The organism is uncultured Pseudokineococcus sp. (assembly GCF_947495735.1).
Classification (GTDB): Bacteria; Actinomycetota; Actinomycetes; order Actinomycetales; family Quadrisphaeraceae; genus Pseudokineococcus.
On the sequence record NZ_CANMAA010000011.1, the window covers coordinates 49,210 to 70,701 of the forward strand.

The following is a 21,492-nucleotide window of genomic DNA, read 5'->3' on the forward strand; positions in this document are numbered from 1 at the left end:
CGGGCATGCGAGCGATGAGCTACGACGCCTACGGCGACCTCGAGGTCCTGCACCTCTCCGACCTGCCCGACCCGAAGCTGGCCCCGTCAGCGGTCCTCGTCGAGGTCCGCTCGGCCTCGGTCAACCCCGTCGACTGGAAGCTCATGGGGGGCGGGCTGGACGGCCTCATGGACGTCGTCTTCCCCGTGGTCCCGGGCTGGGACGCCGCGGGCGTCGTCGTCGCCACCGGGCCGGACGTCCCCGAGCTCGCCGTCGGCGACGAGGTCCTCACCTACGCCCGCAAGGACCTCGTCCAGGGCGGCACGTACGCCGAGAAGCTCGCCGTGCCGGCCGTGAGCGTGGCCCGCAAGCCCGCGGCGATGTCGTGGGACGAGGCCGGCGGCCTGCCCCTGGCCGGCCTGACCGCGCTGCGGATGGTCGAGCTGCTCGAGGTCGGCTCCGACGACGTCGTGCTCGTGCACGGCGCCTCCGGCGGCGTGGGCCACCTCGCCGTGCAGATCGCCGCCGCGCTGGGCGCCCGCGTCGTCGGGACGGCCAGCGAGCGCAACCACGACTTCCTGCGCGACCTCGGCGCCGAGCCGGTCGTCTACGGCGAGGGCCTCGAGGACCGCGTGCGGGCCCTGGCCCCCGAGGGCGCCACGGTGGTGCTCGACACCGTCGGCGGCGTCCTCGAGCAGACCCTGGCCGTGCTCGCCGAGGACGGCCGCCACGCCTCCATCACCGACCCGACCGTCGAGGAGCACGGCGGCCGGTGGGTCTGGGTGCGTCCCGACGCCGCGGCGCTGGGGCGGCTGACGGCCGTCGTCGAGCGCGGGCAGCTGCGCGTCGAGGTGCAGCAGTCCTTCCCGCTGGAGCAGACCGCCGACGCGGTGCGCCTGTCCCAGGGCGGCCACGTGCGCGGCAAGGTCGCCCTGCGCGTCACCGAGGGCTGAGGGCGTCACCGAGGGCTGAGGGCGTCACCGAGGGCTGAGGGCGTCACCGAGGGCTGAGGGCGTCACCGTCGGCCGAGGGCGTCTCCGTCGGCCGAGCGCGCCGACGGTCGAGCGTCGCCGCGGCCGGACAGGCCCCCGCCCGTCCGGCCGCGGCGGGCGCTAGAGGTAGCTGCCGGTCAGCGGCTCGGCCTGCCAGCGGCCGTCGGCGACGACGCGCAGGAGCCGCTCGGTGGTGAGCTCGCGGCCGTGGTCCAGCACGGCCCGGCGCACGACCTCGCGCAGGTCGGCGCCGGTCACCCCGGCCGGCAGGGAGCACGCGACGGCGGCGGTGTCGACGGTCGCGGCCGCCGGCGTCGCGCCCGGCGCCAGCCGCCCCAGGTAGCGGTCGAGGATGCGCGCGCACGCCGCGCGGTCCGGCGGCTCGAGCGTGATGACGCTGTCGAAGCGGGCCGAGCGGGTCACCGCCGCGTCGAGCGCGGCGGGGTCGTTCGTCGAGGCCAGGGTGAGGACGTCGGTGTAGACCTCGGTGCCGTCGAGGACCGCGAGGAAGTCGGCCAGCGCCGTGCCGCGGGCGCCGGCCCGGCGGTCGCCGAGGTAGAGGTCCACGTCCTCGAGGACGACGACGCACGGGCCCAGGTCGGCGGTCTCCCGGTACACCTGCCGCAGGACGCTGCTGGCCGCGGCGGCGTCGACCACGATGACGGTGAAGTCCCCCGCCATCTCGCGCGCCACCACCCGGCTCAGGGCGCTCTTGCCCACTCCGGGCGGGCCCGCGAGCAGCACCCCGCGGTTGGTGCCCAGCCCCATCTCGCGCAGGACGTCGGCGCGCGTCGTCAGCGCCGAGGTCGCGGCGTCGACCTCCGCCCACACGGCCGCCGGCAGGACGAGGTCCTCGCGCCCGCCGGGCCCGAGCGAGGTGGGCTCCAGCTCCAGCGGCAGGCGTGAGCCGGCGTGCAGCACCCGGCCGCGGAAGAAGCCCTTGTCGCGCCGGGCCGTGGCCAGCACCTCATCCACCAGCGCGCGCGCCGCGGCGTGGTCCGCGGGCCGGGCGAGCACCCGCAGGGACGCCGGGTCCGGGTCGAACTCGTTGCGCGAGAGCTGCACCACGACGTCGACCGCCGCCGCCGTACCGGCGGGGAGCGCGACGGCGGCCGAGGACGGCACGGACACGTGGTCGCCGTCGAGGTCGATGCGCGTCCACGTCGGCGCCTCGCCGTCCTCGACCGGCCCGAGCACGGCGGTGGGGTGGGCGGCGAGGAGGTCGGCGACCACGGCCCCCACGGAGACCGACTGCGTGTGCGTGAGCTCGACCCGCTCGAGCACCAGCGAGGTGTGCGCCTGCCCGAGGTGGGCCTCGACGAACCCGCCCGCCGTGCCGCTGCCCGCCTGGGCGCCGGTCAGCAGCTCGCCGAGCACCTGCAGGGCGCGGCGCACCAGGGGCGGCTCGCCGTCGAGCGGCGAGCCGCCGGCGAGCCGGTCGTCGGGCGGGAGGAGGTCGTCGCTGCTCACGCGTCCAGTCTGCGGGCGCCGGCGCGGGGCGGACGGCGCCGTCCGCGGCGCCGCCGACGGGCCGCCGGAGCCGGACCGCTGCCGACGGGGAGGACGAACCCGACCCGGCGGGGCGTCGTCGCAGGTCAGAGCCCTGGCGGTCGTCGCGACCGAGACTTCGTCCTCCCCGTCTGCGCGCCGCGCCGGGCGCGCGCGGGCGGGGACGCGGTGCGCCGGCGCCGTGCGGCCGGGCCGTGCAGCAGGATGCGCGGCGTGGACGGGCAGCGGGAGGACGGGGTGCTGCTGCGCGCGGTGCGCCTGGCGGGCGCGCCCGACCCCCGGCGTCCGCGCGACGTGCTGGTGGCGCGCGGGCGCGTCGCCGCCGTGGCCGACGCCGGGACACTGGGCCCCGAGGCCGGTCCCGGCGCCGCCGTGCCGGTCGTCGACGCCGGCGGCGCGGCCCTGCTGCCCGGCCTGGTGGACGCGCACGTGCACCTGTCGGACTGGGCGGCTGCGGCGCGCCGGCCCGACGTCTCCGCCGCCGCGAGCCCGCAGGAGGCGGCGGCGGTGCTCGCGGCCGCCGACGCCGGGCGGGGGCGGCGCGACGACGTCCTCGTGGGCCGGGGCTTCCGCGACGGCCTGTGGGCGCGGGCGCCGCGCGCGGAGCACCTGGACGCCGCCCTGCCCGGGCGGGCCGTCGTCGTGGCGAGCCAGGACCTGCACAGCGCGTGGTGCAGCAGCGAGGCCGTCCGGCGCTTCCGGGTGGTCGAGCGCTTCGGCGCCGCGGCCGCCGCGGGCCTCGTCGTCGAGGGCGCGGCCATGGCGCTGCTGGGGGACGCCGGCGCCGTGCCCCCCGAGGTCGGCGACGCCTGGACGCTCGGCGCGACGCAGGACGCAGCCGCCCGGGGCACCACCGCGGTGGTCGACCTGCAGCGCGCGCCCGTCGAGGACTGGGCGCGGCGGGCCGCCGTCGCCCGCCCGGTGGCTGACGGCGCCGAGCCCGGTGTCGGGCCCGCGCTGCGCGTGGCCGTGGGCGTCTGGCGCGAGCACCTCGACGGCGTGCTCGCGGCGGGGCTGCGCAGCGGCGACCCGCTGCCCGGCGTCGCCGACCCGGTCGCGGCCGAGCGCGTGCGGCTCGGGCCGCTCAAGGTGTTCGTCGACGGGTCGCTGGGGACGCGGACCGCCTACTGCTCCAGCGCCTACCCGGAAGCCCGCGCGGGGGCGCCGTCGCACGGGATGCTCCTGCTGCCCGCGGCCGAGCTCGAGGGCCTGCTGCGCCGGGCGACCTCCGCGGGGCTGACGACGGCGGTGCACGCCATCGGCGACGCGGGAGTGCGCACGGCCCTCGACGCCTACGAGGCGGCGGGGTGCCGCGGCCGCGTGGAGCACGCCCAGCAGGTGCTGCCCGAGGACCTCGGGCGCTTCGCCGCGCTGGGCGTGACGGCGAGCGTGCAGCCGCGGCACGCCGTCGACGACCGCGACCTCGCCGACCTGCACTGGGCCGGCGCGACGTCCCGGGCCTTCCCGTACGCCGCGCTGGCGGCGGCGGGGGCCGACGTCGTCCTCGGCTCGGACGCGCCGGTCGCCCCGCTCGACCCGTGGGACGCCGTCGCGAGCGCCGTGCACCGCACCCTCGACGAGCGCGACGCCTGGCACCCCGACCAGCACCTGACGCTGCCGCAGGCCCTGGCGGCCTCCTGCGGCGGGCGCTCGCACGTGCGCGTCGGCGACGTCGCCGACCTCGTCCTGCTGGCCGAGGAACCGGCCGACGTCCTCGCTCGGCGAGGGCCCGCGGCGCTGCGGGACCCCGAGGTGCTCGGCACGCTCGTCGGCGGGCTGTGGACGCACCGCAGCCCAGCGCTGCGCCGCTGACGGCGCGGCGACCTCCGCGGGGTCCGGCGGGCCTCAGCGCACCGGGTCCCAGCCCGCGAGCAGGGCGACGGCGGTCCACAGCGCCGTCGACGCCGCCGCCACCAGCAGCGCGCGCGGCCGGCCGGTGCCCCGCGCGCGCGACCACGCGAGCGCGCCGAGCGCCGTGGCCGCGCCCGCGGCGAGCAGCCACGCCACCCGGACGGCCTGGTAGAGCCCTCCCTCCGAGCGGCCCGACCCGTCGTCCTCGAGGGTCAGGCCGGTCAGCAGGCAGGCCGCCGCGGCGAACCCCGCGGCCAGGACGACCAGGACCCCACCGACCGTCGACCGGCCCTCCGGCACGCGCACCATGGGACCAGCGTGGCCGGTCCGCGGTCGGAGGCCACCAGCGGGTGCCGCCTCGTGCGGGAGCGCGTCCCAGGACCCACGCCGTCGTCCCGGTGCGCGGGGCCGTGCAGACGGCGCCGGCCTCGGCGGCACCGGCCCGCTGCCGCCCGGGCCCGCGGCGCACTGGCCCTCCCGGGGGACCGCGCGCGCGACGCCTCGGTGGCCGGGCCCGCCTGCCGATGCACGTCCTCGTGAGCACCCCGATCACCGCCGCCGAGCTGCGCGGCACCGAGCTGCCCGTGCGCCGGTTCGGCGAGGGCTACGACGTCGCCGAGGTGGACGCCTTCCTGCAGCGCGCCGCGGGAGCCCTCGACGGGACCGGCCCCGGGCTGACCTCCGACGACGTCCACGCGGTCACCTTCACCCAGGTGCCGTGGCGAGCCGGCTACGACGTCGGCGCCGTCGACGACCTGCTCGACCGCCTGGCCGACGCGCTGCGGCGCACCCCCCGCGTCGGCCGGCACGCCGCCGCCCCGGTCCTGACGGCGGCGGACCTGCGCGCCGTCCACCTGCCGGGCGCGGCCCTGCTGGCCCCCGGCTACGTGCGCGAGGACGTCGACGCGCTGCTGCGCCGGGCCGCCTCCGCGCTGGCGCACCGCGGCGCCGGCGGACCGGGCCTGTCGGTGGACGACGTCCGCGCCGCGCGCTTCGGCTCCACCCGCCGCGGCGGCTACGACGTCGCCGCCGTCGACGAGCTGGTCGAGCGCGTCGCGCACGCGCTGGCCGACCTCGGCGGCTGACGCCGGCGCCCCTACGCTCGGGCTCCACCGCCCCCGGGGAGGGACCCATGACCAGCTCGCCGACGGAACCGCCCGACGACCTCCTCGCCCGGCACCAGAGGGTGGCGCCCGCGTGGACGGGGCTGTACTACGACGAGCCGCTGGAGCTCGTGAGCGGCTCGGGCAACCGCGTCACCGACAGCCGCGGGCGCACCTACCTGGACTTCTTCGGCGGCATCCTCACGAACATGGTCGGCTACGACCTGCCCGCGCTGCGCGAGGCCGTCACCGAGCAGATCGGCCGCGGGGTCGTGCACACCTCGACGCTGTACCTGCTGCGCAGCCAGGTCGAGCTGGCCGAGAAGATCGCGCGGCTCTCGCGCATCCCCGACGCGAAGGTGTTCTTCACCAGCTCGGGCACCGAGGCCAACGAGGTGGCCCTGCTGCTCGCCATGACGCACCGCCGCTCCAACCAGGTGCTGGCGCTGCGCAACAGCTACCACGGGCGCAGCTTCGCCACCGTGGGCGTCACGGGGAACCGCTCGTGGTCGGCGTCCAGCTTCTCCCCGCTGCAGACCACCTACCTGCAGGGCGGCTACCGGTTCCGCAGCAGCTTCCGGCACCTCGACGACGACGCCTACGTCGACGCGTGCGTGGCCGACCTGCGCGAGCTCCTCGACGTGGCGACGGCGGGCGACGTCGCGTGCCTGATCGCCGAGCCCGTGCAGGGCGTCGGCGGCTTCGCCGTCCCGCCGCCGCGGCTGCTCGCGGCGTACAAGGAGGTGCTCGACGAGACCGGCGTCCTGTTCATCAGCGACGAGGTGCAGACCGCCTGGGGCCGCACCGGTCGCTCCTTCTTCGGCATCGAGGCCTCCGGCGTCGTGCCCGACGTGATGACGTTCGCCAAGGGCCTGGCCGGGGGGTACGCCATCGGCGGCGTCGTCGCGCGGGGCGACGTCATGGACTGCCTGGGGGCGCAGGGCATCTCGACGTTCGGCGGCAACCCGGTCGCGACGGCCGCCGCCAACGCGGTCCTCGACCACGTGCTCGACCACGACCTGCAGGGCAACGCCGCGCGGCTCGGCGCGGTGCTGCACGAGGGGCTGCAGCGCGCGGCCGACCGGCTGCCGCTCGTCGCCGAGGTCCGCGGCGTCGGCCTCATGGCGGGCCTGGAGCTGGTGGGCCCCGACGGCTACGCCCCGCACCCCGCCGCGGCCGCCGCCGTGCTCGAGGAGACGAGGGCCCGCGGCCTGCTCGTCGGCAAGGGCGGCCTGCACGGCAACGTCATCCGCGTCGCCCCGCCGCTGACCCTCACCGCCGACGAGGCCGAGGAGGGCCTCGGCCTGCTCGTCGACGCCCTCGAGGCCGTCGACGCCGCCCAGCGCTGACCGCACCTCGTCGACACCCTGCCGCCCGAGGGCCCCTTCCCCCGCACTCTGTCGACACCCCGCCGCCCCGAGCCGCCCTTCCCCGCACTTCGTCGGCACCTTGCCGCCCCGAGGCGCCCTCCCCGGCACTTCGTCGGCACCTTGCCGCCGGGACGCCTCTTCTCGGGCACTTCGTCGGCACCTTGCCGCCCCGGTGCCCGCGTCGTGCGGCACGGTGGGGCGCGTGGACGACGTCGACGAGCCCCGGCCGCTGCCTCCCCTTACCGCCGCGACGGCGGAGGACCCGGTGCCGGTGGTCCTCGACTGCGACCCGGGCGTTGACGACGCGGTCGCGCTGCTGCTCGCGCTCGCCGCCCCCGAGCTCGACGTCCGCGCGGTGACGACGGTGGCGGGCAACGCCTCGCTCGACCTGATCACGGCCAACGCCGCGCGGGTGCTCGACCTCGCCGGCGCTCGAGGGGACCTCCCGCTCGCCCGGGGCGCGGCCGGACCGCTCGGGCGGGCGCGGCGCGAGCGCGACGCCGACGTCCACGGCCCGGGGGCGCTCGGAGGGCTCGACCTGCCGCCCTCCCGGCGCGCGGTGGCCGAGGCGTCGGCGGTCGACGTCGTCGCCCGCGCCGCCGCGGAGCGGCCCGGCGAGCTGGTGCTGGTGGCGCTGGGCCCGCTGACGACGGTCGCGGCGCTGCTGGCGCTGCACCCGGAGTCGGCGGACCACCTGCGCGAGGTCGTGCTCATGGGCGGCGCGGCGTTCTGCGAGGGCAACAGCAGCCCGACGACCGAGTTCAACCTGCGCTGCGACCCCGACGCCGCCCGCCGGGTCACCGAGTCCGGCGTCCCGCTGCGCGTCGTCCCGCTCGACGCGACCCAGCGCGCGCTCGTCGGCCCGGAGACCACCGCGCCGCTGCTCGCCTCCCGCGACGCACGAGGACGCGCGGTCGGCCAGCTGCTGCAGCACATCTCGACGCAGCGGCGCGACGACGACGGGCTGGCGGCCGCCGCCGTCCACGACGCCCTCGCCGTGGCCGCCGTCCTCGACCCGACGCTGTGCACGTGGGTCGAGGGCGGCGTCCGGGTGGAGACGAGCGGTGAGCTCACCCGCGGCGAGCTCGTCGTCGACACCACGGCGGGCACCGACGGCGCCCGGACGGACTGGGCGCGGACGGCGCGCGTCGCCGTGGACGCCGACGCCGGCGGCCTCGGCCGCCTCCTGGTCGACCGCCTCGCCTGACCGACGTCCTCACCCGGGCACCGGTCGCGCGCGGGGGCAAGGGACAGCTCACCCCTCCCCCCGCACTCTGTCGGCATGACGTCGCACGACCCGGGCCGGCGACGTCACGGTGACGACAGAGTGCGGGAGAAGAAGGCCGTCCACGTCACGGTGACGACAGAGTGCGGGAAAGGGACGTCACCCACGGCAGGGTGACGACAGAGTGCGGGGAGGGGACGCGGCGACGCGTCGGCGCCGACGTGCGGCGCCGCCCCGCGCCCCGGGTCAGCGAGCGGGCAGGGCGTTGTCCGCCGCGACGCCCGAGTACCAGCGGGCGCTGTCCTTGGGCGTGCGGACCTGGGTGTCGTAGTCCACGTGCACGACGCCGAAGCGCTTGCTGTAGCCGTAGGCCCACTCGAAGTTGTCGAGCAGCGACCACACGAAGTAGCCCCTGACCGGCGCACCGCCCTCGACGGCGTCGCGCACCGCGGCGAGGTGGTCGTGCAGGTAGGCGATGCGGTCGTCGTCGTGGACGACCCCGTCCTCGCCGACGACGTCGGGGGCCGCCATGCCGTTCTCGGTCACGTACAGGTCGACGCCCGGGGCCTCCTGCGCCAGGCGCAGCAGCAGCTCGGTCATGCCGCGGGGGTCGATGGCCCAGCCCATCTCGGTGCGCGGCCCGGGCAGCTCGACGAACTCGACGTCCTCGCACGCCACCCACGGCGACCCCGTGCCGTCCCCGTGCCCGTCGGCGCTCTCCTTGGCGCCCTCACCGCTCCAGCGGCGGACCACCGTCGGCGAGTAGTAGTTCAGGCCCACGGCGTCCAGCGGCTGGCGGATGATCGCCGTGTCGCCGTCCTGCACGAAGGACCAGTCGGTGACGCCCGCGGTGTCCTCGAGCACGTCGGCGGGGTAGGCGCCGCGCAGCATCGGGCCGAGGAACACCCGGTTCTGCAGGCCGTCGACGCGGCGCGCGGCGTCCCGGTCGCCCTCGGAGGACTCGTCCTCGGGGCGGAACCACCCGAGGTTGAGGGTGACGGCCACCTCGGCCCCCGGCGCGTGCTCGCGGACCGCCTGCGCCGCGAGGCCGTGCGCGAGGTTGAGGTGGTGCACCGCGGCGAGCGCGGCGGCGGGCTCGGTGCGCCCCGGGGCGTGGACGCCGGCCGCGTAGCCGAGGTAGGCGGCGCACCAGGGCTCGTTGAGCGTGATGAAGGTGCGCACCCTGTCGCCCAGCGCGCCCGCGACGACGGCGGCGTACTCGCCGAAGCGCTCCGCGGTGCGCCGGTCGGTCCAGCCGCCGACGTCCTCGAGCGCCTGCGGCAGGTCCCAGTGGTAGAGCGTCACGGCGGGGGTGATCCCGGCGGCGACGAGCTCGTCGACGAGGGCCGAGTAGAAGTCGAGGCCGCGCTGCTCCACCGAGCCGAGCGCGTCGGCGCTCACCTGGGGGGTGATCCGCGGCCACGCCACCGAGAAACGGTAGGACTGCAGCCCCAGCTCCTTCATGAGCGCGACGTCCTCGCGGAACCGGTGGAAGTGGTCGTCGGCGACGTCACCGGTGTCCCCGTCGAGCGTCTTGCCCGGGGTGCGGGAGAACGTGTCCCAGATCGAGGGCGTGCGGCCGCCCTCGTCCACCGCCCCCTCGATCTGGTAGCTCGCGGTGGCGGACCCCCACAGGAAGCCGTCGGGGAAGGCGGTGGTGTCGGACGTCGTGGCAGGCACGAGGACTCCTTCGTCGGTGGGGCACGGCGCCGCGAGGTGGCGACGCGCACGATCTTGCCGGGACGGCGCGCGTCGCCGCCAGCGCTCAGCGCCCGCCCTGCGGGTTCTCGCGCATCCGGGCGCTGTGGGCGGTCATGAGCTCGGCGACCGGGCTCGGGTAGACGACGCGGTGGCCGTCGTAGTCCGGGTAGGGGGTTCCGTCGTCCTGCCGGGCGGTGAGGATCCAGAACTGGCTGCCCTCCCCGCCGTCCTCGACCGCCGACGTCCAGACGGGCGCCGCCTCCTCGAAGGCGCCCCCCAGCCCGTACTCCTCCAGGACGACCGGCTTGCGGACCGACCGGTCGTCGATGTGACGGCGGATGTACCGCTCGCCCCAGGCGATCTGCTCAGACGTCGACAGGTCGCCCTTCCAGTACTCCGGGTACAGGTGGAGCGTCCCGTAGCTGATGAAGGGCAGGTTGGTCAGCTCCGCCCAGCGGGCGCCCTCGTAGTCGGAGTACGGGTAGTCCGCGCTCCCCGTCTCGCCGAGGAAGCCCTCGTCCCCGACCGCGACCATCTGGCGCGGGGCGAGCCGGGCGATGAGCCGGCTCGTGCGGTCGACGAAGGTGCGCAGCGTGCGACCGCTCTGGTCGGACCGGCAGCGCGGCTCGTTGGCCACCTCCCAGGTCATGACGGCCGGGTCGTCGACGTAGCGCACGCCCGTGTAGCGGTTGGTGCGTCCGACCAGGTGGCGCACCCACGCCTGGAAGCAGGCCTGGATCTCGGGGTCGGTGTAGAAGAGGTCGTGCGAGGCGCCGCCCGCCTCGGCGACGTCCACGCCGCGGAACCACTGCACGTACTGCGCCATGCCGCCGTAGTCGTCCCAGTTGTTGACGACGGGCAGCACCATCCGGATGCCGAGCTGGCCGGCCTTCATGACGGCGTAGTCGAGGCTGTCGAAGGCCTCCTCGTCGTAGACGTACGGCTCCGGCTGCAGCGCGCGCTCGGTCCGCTCCGTGCCGTCGGCGAACGCCCACGCACGCACGACCTGCAACCCCATGGCCCTCGCGTCGTTGAGGACGCTGTCGACCATGTAGTGCGACTTCTGGTGCAGGTAGTAGCAGTTGGTGCCCCCGAAGCGCCACGGACGGCCGTCGAGCAGGAAGCTGCTGCGCCGGCTCGTGACGAAGGAGGTCACCTGGTCGCGGTAGGGGCTGTCGGCGAGGGCGGCGGGGCGCCCGCCGGGCGCGGCGGCGGCCGGGGTGGCCGCAGCAGCGGCCGCGAGCGGGTGGGCGAGGCCGCTCAGCCCCCCGGCGACGGCGCCGGCGGCGCCGCCGGCCCCGAGGAGCAGACCTCGTCGTGACGGGGCGCCCGTCCGGGCGCCGTCCCCGGGGCTGCGCCGGGGCTCGCTGCGGCCGCGCTCGGTCATGGACATCTCCTTCGACGTCGGACCCTCCGTCGGCGGTGACGGCGGGGTGGTGCAGCACGGGCGAGCGGGGACCTGCGGGCGGCGCCCTGCCGATCCGCCGCGGGTCGCGTGCGCGACCCGCGGCCTTCCGACCTCAGCTGGGGCGCTGCTGCGGGGCGTTCTGCGCCGTGCGGCCCGGGTCGGTGACGACGGCGTCGCCGAGGGCCTCGTCGATGCGCGCCATGACGTCGGCGGGGATCTCCACCCCTGCGGCGGCGGCGTTGTCGGCCACCTGCTCGGGGCGCGAGGCGCCGATGATCGCGGTGGCCACGTCCTCGTTCTGCAGCACCCAGGCGATCGCGAGCTGGGCCATGGACAGGCCCAGGTCGCCCGCGACGGGCTGCAGCTCCTGCACGCGGCCGAGGACGTCGTCGGACATCCAGCGGGCGATCATGTCCTTGCCGCCCTTGGCGTCCGTGGCGCGCGAGCCCTCCGGCGCCTGCTGCCCCGGGCGGTACTTCCCGGTCAGGACGCCCTGCGCCACCGGGGAGAACACCACCTGCGAGATGCCGAGCTCGCGGGAGGTCGGCACGACCTCGCCCTCGATGACGCGCCACAGGGCGGAGTACTGCGGCTGGTTGGAGACGAGCTGGAAGCCCAGCTGGCGGGCCAGCTCGTGCCCGGCGCGCAGCTGGTCGGCGGTCCACTCGCTCACCCCGACGTAGAGCGCCTTGCCCGACCGGACGACGTCGGCGAAGGCCTGCATCGTCTCCTCGAGCGGCGTCTCGGTGTCGTACCGGTGCGCCTGGTACAGGTCCACGTAGTCGCATCCCAGCCGGCGCAGGCTGGCGTCGATCGACTCCATGACGTGCTTGCGGGACAGCCCCGAGTCGTTGGGCCCGCCGGGGCCGGTCGGCCAGTAGACCTTCGTGAGGATCTCGAGCGACTCCCGCCGCTCCCCCTGCAGGGCCCTGCCGAGGACCGTCTCCGCGGCGCCGTTCGCGTAGGCGTCCGCCGTGTCGAACGTGGTGATGCCGGCGTCCAGCGCCGCGCGCACGCAGGCGGTCGCGGTCTCGTCCTCGACCTGGGAGCCGTGGGTGAGCCAGTTGCCGTAGGTGATCTCGGAGATCTTCAGACCCGAGCGGCCGAGGTGTCGGAAATGCATAGCTCGCACCCTAGGCGCCGCCCGCGCCGAGGAGCAATACCGGTTCAGCGATCGATTTCTCGACGCTGGCGCAGAGCCGTGGCGAAGGACGGGTGCAGCGGGAGGTCGCCCACCAGGCACGCCTGGAGGGCGTGGTAGACGTCGGGCTTGCCCGACCAGGTGGCGCTGGACGGGCGGTTGGCGGCGTCGAGCTCGTGGCGCCAGGACCCGCGCTCGTGGTCGACGACGACGTCGTCCACGTAGGCCCACCAGCGGTCGGTCCAGCGCCGCCACACCGGGTCACCGGTCGCGCGCTCGAGCGCCACCCCCGCCCCCAGCGCCTCCGCGACGACCCAGTGCATGCGGTGGCGGACCACGGGGGCGCCCTGCCAGTCGGTCGTGTAGACGAACCCGGGGGCGCCGTCGACCTCCCAGCCGTCGGCGACGGCCCGCTGCGCCAGGGCGGTCGCGGCCTCGACGGCCCAGGGCAGCCCTCCCTCCCCCGCGGCGCGCAGGGCCGCGTCGACCTGGAGGACCAGGCGGGCCCACTCGAGGGCGTGCCCGACCGTGGCGCCGTAGGGCCGGAAGGGATCCGCCGGCGCTCCGACGTTGTGCTCGAGCAGCGGCTCCCAGCGGGCGGTGAAGTGCTCCGGGACGCGCCAGTCGTTCGCGCGCGCCCAGCCGTGCACGACCCGCCTGGCGATGCGGGCGGCCCGCCGGCGCCACGCGCCGTCGCCCGTCACGTCGCTCGCGGCGAGGTAGGCCTCGACCGTGTGCATCGCGCCGTTCACGCCGCGGTAGTCCTCGCAGGTGCCGAAGGACCGGTCCCAGGCCTCGCGGACCAGCCCCTCCCCCTCCTCCCAGAAGTGGCGCTCCGAGACCGCGAGGGCCTCCTCGAGCAGGAGGCCCGCGCGCTCGTGGCCGGCCGCCGCCGCGCTCGAGGCCGCCAGCACGACGAAGGCGTGGCCGTAGCCATCCTTGCGGTCGGAGGTGGCCGCCAGCGACGTCCGCGACACCGCCGCGTACCACCCGCCGTGCTCGTCGTCGCGCAGCGGCCCGAGGAGGGCGTCCAGGCCGTGCTCGACGAGCGCGGCGCACGAGGGGTCGCCCAGCAGCTCCCCGAGCGCGGCGCAGTGCGTCATCCGGCAGGTGATCCACAGCTGCACGTCGCGGTCGGTGGGGCGGCCGTCGTCGTCGAGCCAGGCGCTGCCCCCCGGCACCGCCGAGGCCCGGGAGAAGTCGACCAGCGCGGCGGCGTGGGCCCGCAGGTCCGCGCCGCCGACGCGGGGCTCGCCGCCGCCGCCCGCCCGGCCGTCCGTCCTGCCGCTCACGCCCGTCCCCCCGTCGTGGCGCGCGGTCGGACGGGCCCGCCCGGAGGCGGGCCGGAGCTGGCCCGCTCGTGCAGCCGGGGGGTGTGCGCGAGGACGGGGTCGGGCGGGGACCCGTCCAGCAGCTGGAAGAGGCGCTCCGCCACGGCCGCCCCGTAGGCGACGACGTCGTGCCCCACCGCGGACAGCCTCGGGTGGGTGACCCGGCACAGCGCCGAGTCGTCCCACGCCAGGAGCGTCACCTGCTCCGGGACGGAGACCCCGGCCTCGTTCAGCGCGGAGAGCCCTGCGACGGCCATGAGGTCGTTGTCGTAGAGGACCGCCGTGGGCGGGGAGTCCCCGAGCACGAGGTCCTTGGTCACCTGCCCGCCCTGCTGGCCGGAGAAGTCGGTGTGCAGGGTGAGCGCGCTGACCCCGGCGGCAGCGGTCGCCGCGGCGAAGGCCAGGTCCCGGATCTGGACGTGCCCGAGGTCGGCGCTGCCGGCGACGCGCGCCAGCCGCCGGTGGCCGAGCGCGACGAGGTGCCCGACCGCCTCCTCTACCGCGGCGGCGTCGTCGGTCCACACGCAGGGGAGGCCCCCGGCGAGGGATGGGTCCCCGACGACGACGGCCGGCAGCCCGAGCTCCCGCAGCAGGGGCACCCTCGGGTCCCCCACCCGCAGGTCCACGACGACGACCGCGTCGACCCTCCTCTCCGCCGACCACGTGCGCAGGGTCGTCATCTCGACGTCGAGGTCGTGGGCGACCTGCAGCAGGAGGGCGTGGCCGCGCGGACCGAGCACGCGCTCCAGGCCCGCGACGAACTGCATGAAGAACGGCTCGTTGCCCAGCGTCTCCGGCTGGCGGGTGAGCACGAGGCCGAACGTCGCCGTGCGGGCGCCGGAGAGCATCCGCGCGGCGCTGTTGGGGCGCCAGTCGAGCTCGGCGGCGACCTGGAGCACCCGGGCCCGGGTGGCCTCGGAGACCCCCGGGCGACCGTTCAGGGCGTAGGAGACGGCTCCCTTGGACACGCCCGCCCGCTGGGCGATCTCCTTGATGGTCACGCGCGGCACGGGGACCTCCTGGTCCAGGGGAGCTGGGTTGTGGTCGACTATGCCACTGAACCGGTCAAGCACAGCGAGTCGTCGAGGAGGGGCATGACCGTCGAGCCGGACGCACCGCGCACCCGCGTCGTCCTGACGGGCGACAGCATCACCGAGACCGGCCGGCACGAGGACGCGTCCGGCCTCGGCACGGGCTACGCCCGCCTCGTCGCCGAGCGGCTGGCCGCCTCCGCCCGGGCGCGCGGGGGCGACGTCCCGCACGTGGTCAACACCGGGGTCGGCGGTGACCGCCTCGTGGACCTCGAGCGACGCTGGGACGAGGACGTCCTCGCCCACGAGCCCGCGCTCGTGTCCGTGCTCGTGGGGATCAACGACACCTGGCGCCGCCACGACGGCGGGGAGCCCTCACCGGCGGACGCCTTCGAGGCACGGCTCGACGGCCTCCTGCGGCGGACCACCGCAGCGGGCGCTCGGCTCGTCCTGCTGGAGCCCTTCGTCGTCCCGGTGGAGCCCGGCCAGGAGCGGTGGGAGGACGACCTCGGGCCGCGACGGTCCGCGCTCCGCGCCGTCGCCGACCGGCACGGGGCCGTGCTCGTCCCCACCGCTGCGGCCGTCGCCGAGGCTGCCGGCAGGCGCTCCGCCGTCGCCGTCGCCGCCGACGGCGTGCACCCGACGCCGCTCGGCCACCGGGTGCTCGCCGACGCGTGGGTGGCGTCCGTCGAGCGCTCGGGGCTGCTGGACGCGCTGCTCGGCGCTCGGTCCGGATCACCGCGATGACCGAGGGCGGGGGTGCCGCCGCTGCGGCCGGACCGCCCGGGGCTGCTGCCCCTCGAGCGGGTGCGACGGACGAGCCTGATGACGCCGCCGCCTCGACCCGGCGCGCCTGGGAGCGGGCGTCCGCGAAGCACGTCCGCGAGCACGACGAGCTGCTCCAGGAGGCGCGCCGCGCCCGGCTGCTGCCGGTGGAGGAGGCGCTCCTGGCCCCCGTGCTGCGGGCGCGACCGCGGGTGCTGCACCCGCAGAGCGGGCACGGCGTCGACGACCACGCGCTCGCGCGAGCCGGCGCGCGGGAGGTGCTGGGCCTCGACTACAGCCCGACGGCGGTGGGCGCCGCGCAGCGGCGCGCCGACGAGCTGGGCGCGTCCTGCCGCTACCGCGTGGCGGAGCTGCCCCCGTTCCCGGTGCCCGACGGCGGCCACGACCTCGTCTACACCGGCAAGGGGGCGCTCATCTGGCTGCCGGACCTCGACGGGTGGGCCGCCGAGGTCGTCCGGGTGCTGCGCCCCGGTGGCCACCTCTTCCTCCACGAGGCGCACCCGCTGGTGCCGCTCTGGGCCTGGGACCCCGACGAGGCCCGCGTCCGACCCGACCGCAGCTACTTCGCCGCGCACCACGTCAACGACACGTTCCCGGCGCTGGGCGCCGTCGAGCACCAGCACCCGCTCTCCGACGTCGTCATGGCCGTCACCCGGGCCGGCCTGGCCCTCCTCGAGCTCGTCGAGCACCCGGACCCGTTCTGGCGGCCCGCCGACGTGCGCGCCGCGGCCTGGGACGGGCGGCTGCCGAACAGCTTCAGCCTGCTGGCCCGCCGGCCCTGAGGGCGCGGCGCGCTGACGGAGCGCGCCACGCCCTCAGGGGCCGCTCAGAGCAGGTCGTTGGCGCAGCGCAGCACCGGCATGCGCACCAGGGACCGCTCGTCGAGCTCGTCGGACGTCACCCGGAACACGTGCCGCTCGCCCGCGACGAGCGTCACCATCCCGGTGCCGACCCGGGCGGCCGGGTCGAGGCGGTCGGGGAACAGGCACAGGTCCTTGACCAGCGCCGACGCCTCGACCGTGACCTCGTAGCCCTCCGGCGTCCGCGCCGCCACGGCCGACAGCGCCTGCGGCGGAGCGAGCACCTGCAGCCGGGTGTCCTCGACGAAGTACCAGAACGCCGCGTCGGCCGTCCCGTCGCACGTCACCTGCAGGAGCTCAGCGGTCTCGTCCCCCGGTCGGCGCACGTCCTCCCCGAGGGGGAGCGTGACCGCGCCGCGCGCGGGCACGTCGAGGACCAGCACCTGGCGGGCCAGCTCGGGAGAGCCCGCGCCGGTGCCCCGCCGCGTGACGACGAGCTCGCCCGCCCACGCCTGCGCGGAGTCGTTGTGCACCACCACCGCCGGGGCGCCGTCCCGCGGCTGGACCGTGACGAGCCGGTCGGCGAAGACCCGCCGGAGGCTGTGCCACAGCGGCTTGCGGATGCCGCACCCGTCCACCGCCGCCCACGAGACCACGGGCCAGTTGTCGTTCAGCTGCCAGACGACCGCTCCCGTGTTCAGCGGGGACAGGCTCCGGAAGTGCTCGATGCCGTACGCGACCGCCCGCGCCTGGTTGAGCTGGGTCGCCCAGTGCCAGCCGTCGACGTCGGACCACCGGGGCAGGTGGTCGCCGAGCCCACGCTCGAGCTTGCCGTTGCCGTCGTCGGCCTTCTGGTGCACCAGCATCTGCGGGCCGAAGGGGTCCAGCGGCTCGTCGTGGACGACCCCGGCGAGCGTCGACCAGGCGGGCGGGCCCTGGAAGCCGAACTCGGCGACGAAGCGGGACCGGTAGTCGCGGTAGACCGTGTAGTCCACCTCGTTCCACACGTCCCAGATGTGGGTCGTGCCGTGCCGGGGGTCGTTCGGGTGGATGAAGTCCCCGTAGGAGAAGGGGCTGCCCTCCGAGTAGGGCGTCAGCGGGTCCAGCTCGGCCACGACCCCCGGCAGCAGGTCGGTGTAGTAGCCCGCGCCCCACGTGCGGCCGGCCAGGGGCGCGCGCCAGCCCCACTCCACGTACCCCCAGATGTTCTCGTTGCAGCCGTTCCACAGCACGAGGCTGGCGTGCTGGGACAGCCTCGTGACGGCCTCGCGCGCCTCGGCCTCGACCTCGCCGCGCAGCGGCTCGTCCTCGGAGTAGGCGGCGCAGGCGAAGAGGAAGTCCTGCCACACGAGGACGCCCTGCTCGTCGCAGGCGCGGTAGAGGTCCTCGCTCTCGTAGATCCCCCCGCCCCAGACCCGCAGGAGGTTCATGCCGGCGTCGACGGCGTCGGCCACGGACGCGGCGTACCGCTCCGGCGTCATGCGGGTGAGCAGGGCGTCGTCCGGGATCCAGTTCGCCCCGCGCACGTAGACCGGCTCGCCGTTCACCGAGATCGTGAAGGGCGTCCCGTGCTCGTCGGGAGCCGTGTCGAGCTCGACGGTGCGGAAGCCCACCCGTCCGCGCCACCCGTCCGACGCGGGGGCGCCAGCGGTCGCCAGCGCGACGTCGACGTCGTAGAGCGGCTGCGCGCCGTGGCCCCGCGGCCACCAGAGGTCGGCGTCGGGGACGTCGACGCGCACCACGGCCGAGGTCCGGCCGGCGTCGACCACGACCTCCCGCCGACGACCCGCGACCTCGACGGAGACCGTCGCGGACGAGGTCGTGGGCGCCGCGGTCCAGGCCAGGTCGACGTGCGCCTCGAGCACGCCCGCCCCCGCCTCGACGCGGGCCAGCGGGCGCACCGCCGCGATCCGCACGTCGTTCCAGGACTCCAGGTCCACGGGGCGCCAGACGCCGGCGCCGGCCACGTCGATCCCCCAGTCCCACCCGTAGCTGCTGGCCATCTTGCGCAGGGCGTTGAAGGGGTGCGGGTTGACGTGCGGCCGCCGGCCGGTCTCGACGTCGAGGCGCTCGGCGGCGTCGACCGGGGCCTCGACCTCGACGACCAGCTCGTTGGCCCCCTCGACGAGCACGTCGGTGACGTCGAAGCGGTAGGTGCGGTGCTGGTTCGCGGTGCGGCCCAGCTCGGTCCCGTTGAGCCGGACCGTCGCCATCGTGTCCAGGCCCCGGGCCACCAGCTCCTGGCGCGCACGACCGTCCGCGCTCCAGGCGAAGGAGGTCGAGAAGCTCCAGGTCGTGCGGCCGATCCACGCGAGGAGGCTCTCGTTGTCGCCGTCGAAGGGGTCCGGCACCAGCCCGGCGGCCATGAGGTCCGTGTGGACCTGACCGGGCACCGTCGCGACGAGGCCCTCCGCGAGGTCGCCGGCCAGGGCGTCGGGCACGGGACCGCCGACGGCCCGCACGGTCCACTCCGCGCCGGCGCCGGTGGTGAGGGAGGTGCGGACCAGGGCGGTGGTCCCCGCGTCGGCGCCGTCCGCGCGAGGGTCGGTGGAGAGCTGGTGGAGGCTCACGTGGCAAGTCTCTTCTCGGGGTTGGGCGAGGCGTCCAGCAGCAGACGCGTGTACTCGTGCTGGGGGTCGAGGATGACCCGGTCGGAGGGCCCGCGCTCCACCACGCGACCGTCGAGCATCACGAGGATCTCGTCGGAGAAGTGGCGGGCCGTGGCCAGGTCGTGGGTGATGTAGAGGACGCCGAGGTCGCTCTCCCGCTGCAGCGTCGCCAGCAGGTTGAGCACCCCGAGCCGGATGGAGACGTCCAGCATCGACACGGGCTCGTCGGCCACGAGCACCGACGGCTGCGGCGCCAGGGCGCGCGCGATGGCCACGCGCTGGCGCTGGCCGCCGGAGAGCTCGTGCGGCTTGCGCTGCGCCACGACCGCGGCGGGCTCGAGCCGCACCCGCTCGAGCAGGTGGTGGACCTCCCGCTCGACGTCCTCGGCCGAGCGGGCCCGCCCGTGCAGCCTCAGCGGTCGCTCGAGGTGGTGGGCGATCGTGTGGAAGGGGTTGAGCGAGGCGAACGGGTCCTGGAAGACCATCTGGACCGCGCTGCGGTACTCCCGCAGCGCCCGGCCGCGCCGGCCGACGGGCCGCCCGTCCAGCAGCACCTGGCCGGACGTCGGCCGCTCGAGCTGCATGAGGATCTTGGCCACCGTGGACTTGCCGCTGCCGCTCTGGCCCACGAGCGCGACCGTCTTGCCCGCCTCGAGGACCAGGCTCACCCCGTCCACGGCTCGCAGCGTGCGCCCGCGCAGGCCCTCGCCCCTCAGGCGGTACTCCTTGGTGACGTCGCGGAGCTCCAGGACGCTCATCGACCGACCTCCTCGGTCGTCGGGACCACGTCGCGGTCCATGTCGTCGAGGGAGACGTCCTCGCCTCCCCGGATGAAGTCGCCGCGCTCTCCCGTGAGGCTCGGGAAGGAGGCGAGCAGCCGCTGGGTGTACGGGTGCTGGGGCCGGCTGTAGACGTCAGCCGCCCTGCCCAGCTCCACGATGCTGCCCTCGCGCATGACGGCGATCCGGTCGCTGATCTCGAGGAGCAGCGGCAGGTCGTGGGTGATGAAGATGACGGCGAACCCGAGCTCCGCCCGCAGGCGGGTCACCTCGCGCAGGATTTCCCGCTGCACCACGACGTCGAGCGCGGTGGTCGGCTCGTCCATGATCATGACCTGGGGTCCCAGGGCCATCGCCATGGCGATCATCACCCGCTGGCGCATCCCGCCCGACAGCTCGTGCGGGTAGGAGCGCAGCCGGGAGCGGTCGACGCCGACGCGCTCGAGCAGGTCGCCGGCGGTGCGCCGTCGCTCCTGCTTGCTCATCTCCGGGCGGTGCGTGGTGAAGATGTCCTCGAGCTGGGCCCGGATGCTGATGACCGGGTTGAGGGAGTTCATCGCCCCCTGGAAGACCATGGAGATGCGGTCCCAGCGGAAGGCGCGGAGGTCATCGCCCTCGAGGGCGCCGAGGTCGACGTCGAAGCCCTCGCGCGAGTGGAAGACGGCCCTGCCCGAGACGATCCTCGCCGGTGGCTTCAGCAGGCGGGTGATGCCGTAGGCGAGGGTGCTCTTGCCGCAGCCGCTCTCCCCGGCGAGCCCCAGGATCTCGCCCCGGCCGAGGACCAGGTCCACGTCCTTGACGGCGTGCACCGTCGTCTCGGCCTCGTAGTCGATGCTCAGGCCGTCGATGGTCAGGACGGCGCCGACGCCGCCGGGGTCGGGGTCGACGGTCCGGTGCGCGCCGCTCACGCCCGGGCCCCCGCGCCGCCGGAGGACCCCACGTCCGACGGACGGCGCCAGCGCCGGCGCGCCGCCCTCGTCTGCAGGCGCAGCTTCGGGTCGATGATCTCGTCGATCGCGAAGTTGATCATCGCCAGGCCGGCGCCGAAGAGCGCGATCATCAGGCCCGGGGGCACGAACCACCACAGCGCGCCCAGGCGCAGCGCGAGGCCGTTGCCAGCCCAGAAGAGCATGGTCCCCCAGGTCCAGGAGCCGCTGGCGCCGAGGCCGATGAAGGCCAGGCCCGCCTCGCCGAGGATGGCCCCGATCACGGCGAAGATGAACAGCGAGGCCAGCAGCGGCACCAGGTTGGGCAGGATCTCGACGAGCAGGATCCGCCACGTCCTCTCCCCCGACACGCGGGAGGCCGAGACGTAGTCGCGGCTGCGCAGGCTGAGCGTGACGCCCCGCAGGACGCGCGCCCCGCCCGCCCAGCTCGTGAGCGCGAGCACGAGGGCGATGAGCCAGATGCTCTTGTCCGCGACGTAGCTCGAGATCACGATGATCAGCGGCAGGCCGGGGATGACGAGCATCACGTTGCTGAACAGCGAGAAGCCCTCGTCCACCCAGCCCCCCGCGTAGGCGCCGATCACGCCGAAGACCGCCGCCAGCCCGACGGCCAGCAGGCCGACGACGAGGCCGATGACCAGCGAGCCGCGGGTCGCCCAGGCGAGCTGGGCGAAGACGTCCTGGCCGGTCTGGGTGGTGCCCAGGAGGTACCCGCCCCCGGGGGGCGCCAGCCCGACGTTGTCGACCGCGTCGGGATCGCCGACCACGAGGGGTCCGACGAGCCCGAAGAGCGCGATGAGGCCGCAGATGGCGAGGCCGACCCCGAGCTTGGGCGAGGGGAGCCGCAGGCCCCGCCGCCGGCGTCCTCGGCCCTCCGGCAGCGCCCGCGCGACGACGTCCGGGTCGGTGGCCGTGGTGGTCATGCGTGCT

At 76.0% G+C, this 21,492-nt stretch carries 18 protein-coding genes; 7 read left to right on the plus strand and 11 right to left on the minus strand.

The genetic code is table 11. The annotated features are described in order from the left end of the window. Positions 1-14 precede the first annotated feature (14 nt). The gene (locus tag Q0848_RS14130) at positions 15-932 is read left to right on the plus strand and encodes an NADP-dependent oxidoreductase (RefSeq protein ID WP_299038632.1); all 918 of its coding nucleotides are present in this window, start codon (positions 15-17) and stop codon (positions 930-932) included. A gap of 159 nt (positions 933-1,091) precedes the next feature. On the opposite strand, the gene Q0848_RS14135 is transcribed toward Q0848_RS14130, so the two are convergent. Beyond that, positions 1,092-2,441, minus strand: coding sequence for an ATP-binding protein (locus Q0848_RS14135; RefSeq protein WP_299038634.1), 1,350 nt, complete (start codon positions 2,439-2,441; stop codon positions 1,092-1,094). Between the two features lie 252 nt (positions 2,442-2,693). Between Q0848_RS14135 and Q0848_RS14140 the strand changes: the two genes are divergently transcribed. Next, positions 2,694-4,292, plus strand: a complete 1,599-nt coding sequence (locus Q0848_RS14140) for an amidohydrolase (RefSeq protein ID WP_299038636.1) — start codon at positions 2,694-2,696, stop codon at positions 4,290-4,292. A gap of 33 nt (positions 4,293-4,325) precedes the next feature. Here the strand turns inward: Q0848_RS14140 and Q0848_RS14145 are convergent, their stop codons facing one another. Next, entirely contained in the window at positions 4,326-4,640 is a 315-nt protein-coding gene (locus tag Q0848_RS14145; protein WP_299038638.1) for a hypothetical protein, read from the minus strand. A 227-nt stretch (positions 4,641-4,867) separates the two neighbouring features. Between Q0848_RS14145 and Q0848_RS14150 the strand changes: the two genes are divergently transcribed. The 3 genes from Q0848_RS14150 to Q0848_RS14160 all read left to right on the plus strand — a co-directional run bounded on the left by Q0848_RS14150 (position 4,868) and on the right by Q0848_RS14160 (position 8,011). After that, positions 4,868-5,416 (plus strand): DivIVA domain-containing protein, encoded by a 549-nt coding sequence (locus Q0848_RS14150; RefSeq protein ID WP_299038640.1) that lies wholly within the window; start codon positions 4,868-4,870, stop codon positions 5,414-5,416. Positions 5,417-5,463: 47 nt separating this feature from the next. After that, a complete protein-coding gene (locus Q0848_RS14155) occupies positions 5,464-6,783 on the plus strand; it encodes an aspartate aminotransferase family protein (protein ID WP_299038642.1) in 1,320 nt (439 codons plus the stop codon). A 223-nt stretch (positions 6,784-7,006) separates the two neighbouring features. Then, entirely contained in the window at positions 7,007-8,011 is a 1,005-nt protein-coding gene (locus Q0848_RS14160) for a nucleoside hydrolase (RefSeq protein ID WP_299038644.1), read from the plus strand. Positions 8,012-8,275: 264 nt separating this feature from the next. On the opposite strand, the gene Q0848_RS14165 is transcribed toward Q0848_RS14160, so the two are convergent. The 5 genes from Q0848_RS14165 to Q0848_RS14185 all read right to left on the minus strand — a co-directional run bounded on the left by Q0848_RS14165 (position 8,276) and on the right by Q0848_RS14185 (position 14,620). After that, positions 8,276-9,709 (minus strand): GH1 family beta-glucosidase, encoded by a 1,434-nt coding sequence (locus Q0848_RS14165; RefSeq protein ID WP_299038645.1) that lies wholly within the window; start codon positions 9,707-9,709, stop codon positions 8,276-8,278. An 85-nt stretch (positions 9,710-9,794) separates the two neighbouring features. Beyond that, complete coding sequence (locus Q0848_RS14170; RefSeq protein ID WP_299038647.1) at positions 9,795-11,117, minus strand: cellulase family glycosylhydrolase; 1,323 nt, start codon at positions 11,115-11,117, stop codon at positions 9,795-9,797. Positions 11,118-11,250: 133 nt separating this feature from the next. Next, positions 11,251-12,261 (minus strand): aldo/keto reductase family protein, encoded by a 1,011-nt coding sequence (locus Q0848_RS14175; RefSeq protein ID WP_299038649.1) that lies wholly within the window; start codon positions 12,259-12,261, stop codon positions 11,251-11,253. 44 nt (positions 12,262-12,305) lie between these two features. Continuing rightward, the gene (locus Q0848_RS14180) at positions 12,306-13,571 is read right to left on the minus strand and encodes an AGE family epimerase/isomerase (RefSeq protein ID WP_299038651.1); all 1,266 of its coding nucleotides are present in this window, start codon (positions 13,569-13,571) and stop codon (positions 12,306-12,308) included. Next, positions 13,568-14,620 (minus strand): LacI family DNA-binding transcriptional regulator, encoded by a 1,053-nt coding sequence (locus Q0848_RS14185; protein WP_299038653.1) that lies wholly within the window; start codon positions 14,618-14,620, stop codon positions 13,568-13,570. Before Q0848_RS14185 ends, Q0848_RS14180 begins: the two co-directional genes overlap by 4 nt. 84 nt (positions 14,621-14,704) lie before the next feature. Here Q0848_RS14185 and Q0848_RS14190 point away from each other — a divergent pair, with 84 nt between their 5' ends. Together Q0848_RS14190 and Q0848_RS14195 are read left to right on the plus strand one after the other, a co-directional pair. Then, a complete protein-coding gene (locus Q0848_RS14190; RefSeq protein ID WP_299038655.1) occupies positions 14,705-15,388 on the plus strand; it encodes a GDSL-type esterase/lipase family protein in 684 nt (227 codons plus the stop codon). Next, on the plus strand, positions 15,385-16,209 hold the full coding sequence (locus tag Q0848_RS14195; RefSeq protein ID WP_299038656.1) for a bifunctional 2-polyprenyl-6-hydroxyphenol methylase/3-demethylubiquinol 3-O-methyltransferase UbiG: 825 nt from the start codon (positions 15,385-15,387) through the stop codon (positions 16,207-16,209). The genes Q0848_RS14190 and Q0848_RS14195 overlap by 4 nt, the downstream gene beginning before the upstream one ends. A gap of 44 nt (positions 16,210-16,253) precedes the next feature. Here the strand turns inward: Q0848_RS14195 and Q0848_RS14200 are convergent, their stop codons facing one another. The 4 genes from Q0848_RS14200 to Q0848_RS14215 form a co-directional block, all read right to left on the minus strand. Continuing rightward, complete coding sequence (locus Q0848_RS14200; RefSeq protein ID WP_366146618.1) at positions 16,254-18,689, minus strand: glycosyl hydrolase 2 galactose-binding domain-containing protein; 2,436 nt, start codon at positions 18,687-18,689, stop codon at positions 16,254-16,256. Between the two features lie 104 nt (positions 18,690-18,793). Further along, positions 18,794-19,594 carry an ABC transporter ATP-binding protein gene (locus tag Q0848_RS14205; RefSeq protein ID WP_299038660.1) on the minus strand — a complete coding sequence of 267 codons (801 nt, stop codon included), beginning with the start codon at positions 19,592-19,594 and terminating at the stop codon, positions 18,794-18,796. After that, positions 19,591-20,523, minus strand: coding sequence for an ABC transporter ATP-binding protein (locus Q0848_RS14210; RefSeq protein ID WP_299038662.1), 933 nt, complete (start codon positions 20,521-20,523; stop codon positions 19,591-19,593). The genes Q0848_RS14205 and Q0848_RS14210 overlap by 4 nt, the downstream gene beginning before the upstream one ends. Continuing rightward, positions 20,520-21,485 carry an ABC transporter permease gene (locus Q0848_RS14215; RefSeq protein ID WP_299038664.1) on the minus strand — a complete coding sequence of 322 codons (966 nt, stop codon included), beginning with the start codon at positions 21,483-21,485 and terminating at the stop codon, positions 20,520-20,522. Before Q0848_RS14215 ends, Q0848_RS14210 begins: the two co-directional genes overlap by 4 nt. Positions 21,486-21,492 lie beyond the last annotated feature (7 nt).

Excerpts from the sequence above, each read along its gene's own strand:
- Q0848_RS14130 (WP_299038632.1), top strand. The coding sequence starts at position 15 with ATGAGCTACGACGCCTACGGCGACCTCGAGGTCCTGCACCTCTCCGAC.
- Q0848_RS14145 (WP_299038638.1), bottom strand. The coding sequence starts at position 4,640 with ATGGTGCGCGTGCCGGAGGGCCGGTCGACGGTCGGTGGGGTCCTGGTC.
- Q0848_RS14155 (WP_299038642.1), top strand. The coding sequence starts at position 5,464 with ATGACCAGCTCGCCGACGGAACCGCCCGACGACCTCCTCGCCCGGCAC.
- Q0848_RS14170 (WP_299038647.1), bottom strand. The coding sequence starts at position 11,117 with ATGACCGAGCGCGGCCGCAGCGAGCCCCGGCGCAGCCCCGGGGACGGC.
- Q0848_RS14175 (WP_299038649.1), bottom strand. The coding sequence starts at position 12,261 with ATGCATTTCCGACACCTCGGCCGCTCGGGTCTGAAGATCTCCGAGATC.
- Q0848_RS14190 (WP_299038655.1), top strand. The coding sequence starts at position 14,705 with ATGACCGTCGAGCCGGACGCACCGCGCACCCGCGTCGTCCTGACGGGC.
- Q0848_RS14195 (WP_299038656.1), top strand. The coding sequence starts at position 15,385 with ATGACCGAGGGCGGGGGTGCCGCCGCTGCGGCCGGACCGCCCGGGGCT.
- Q0848_RS14205 (WP_299038660.1), bottom strand. The coding sequence starts at position 19,594 with ATGAGCGTCCTGGAGCTCCGCGACGTCACCAAGGAGTACCGCCTGAGG.
- Q0848_RS14215 (WP_299038664.1), bottom strand. The coding sequence starts at position 21,485 with ATGACCACCACGGCCACCGACCCGGACGTCGTCGCGCGGGCGCTGCCG.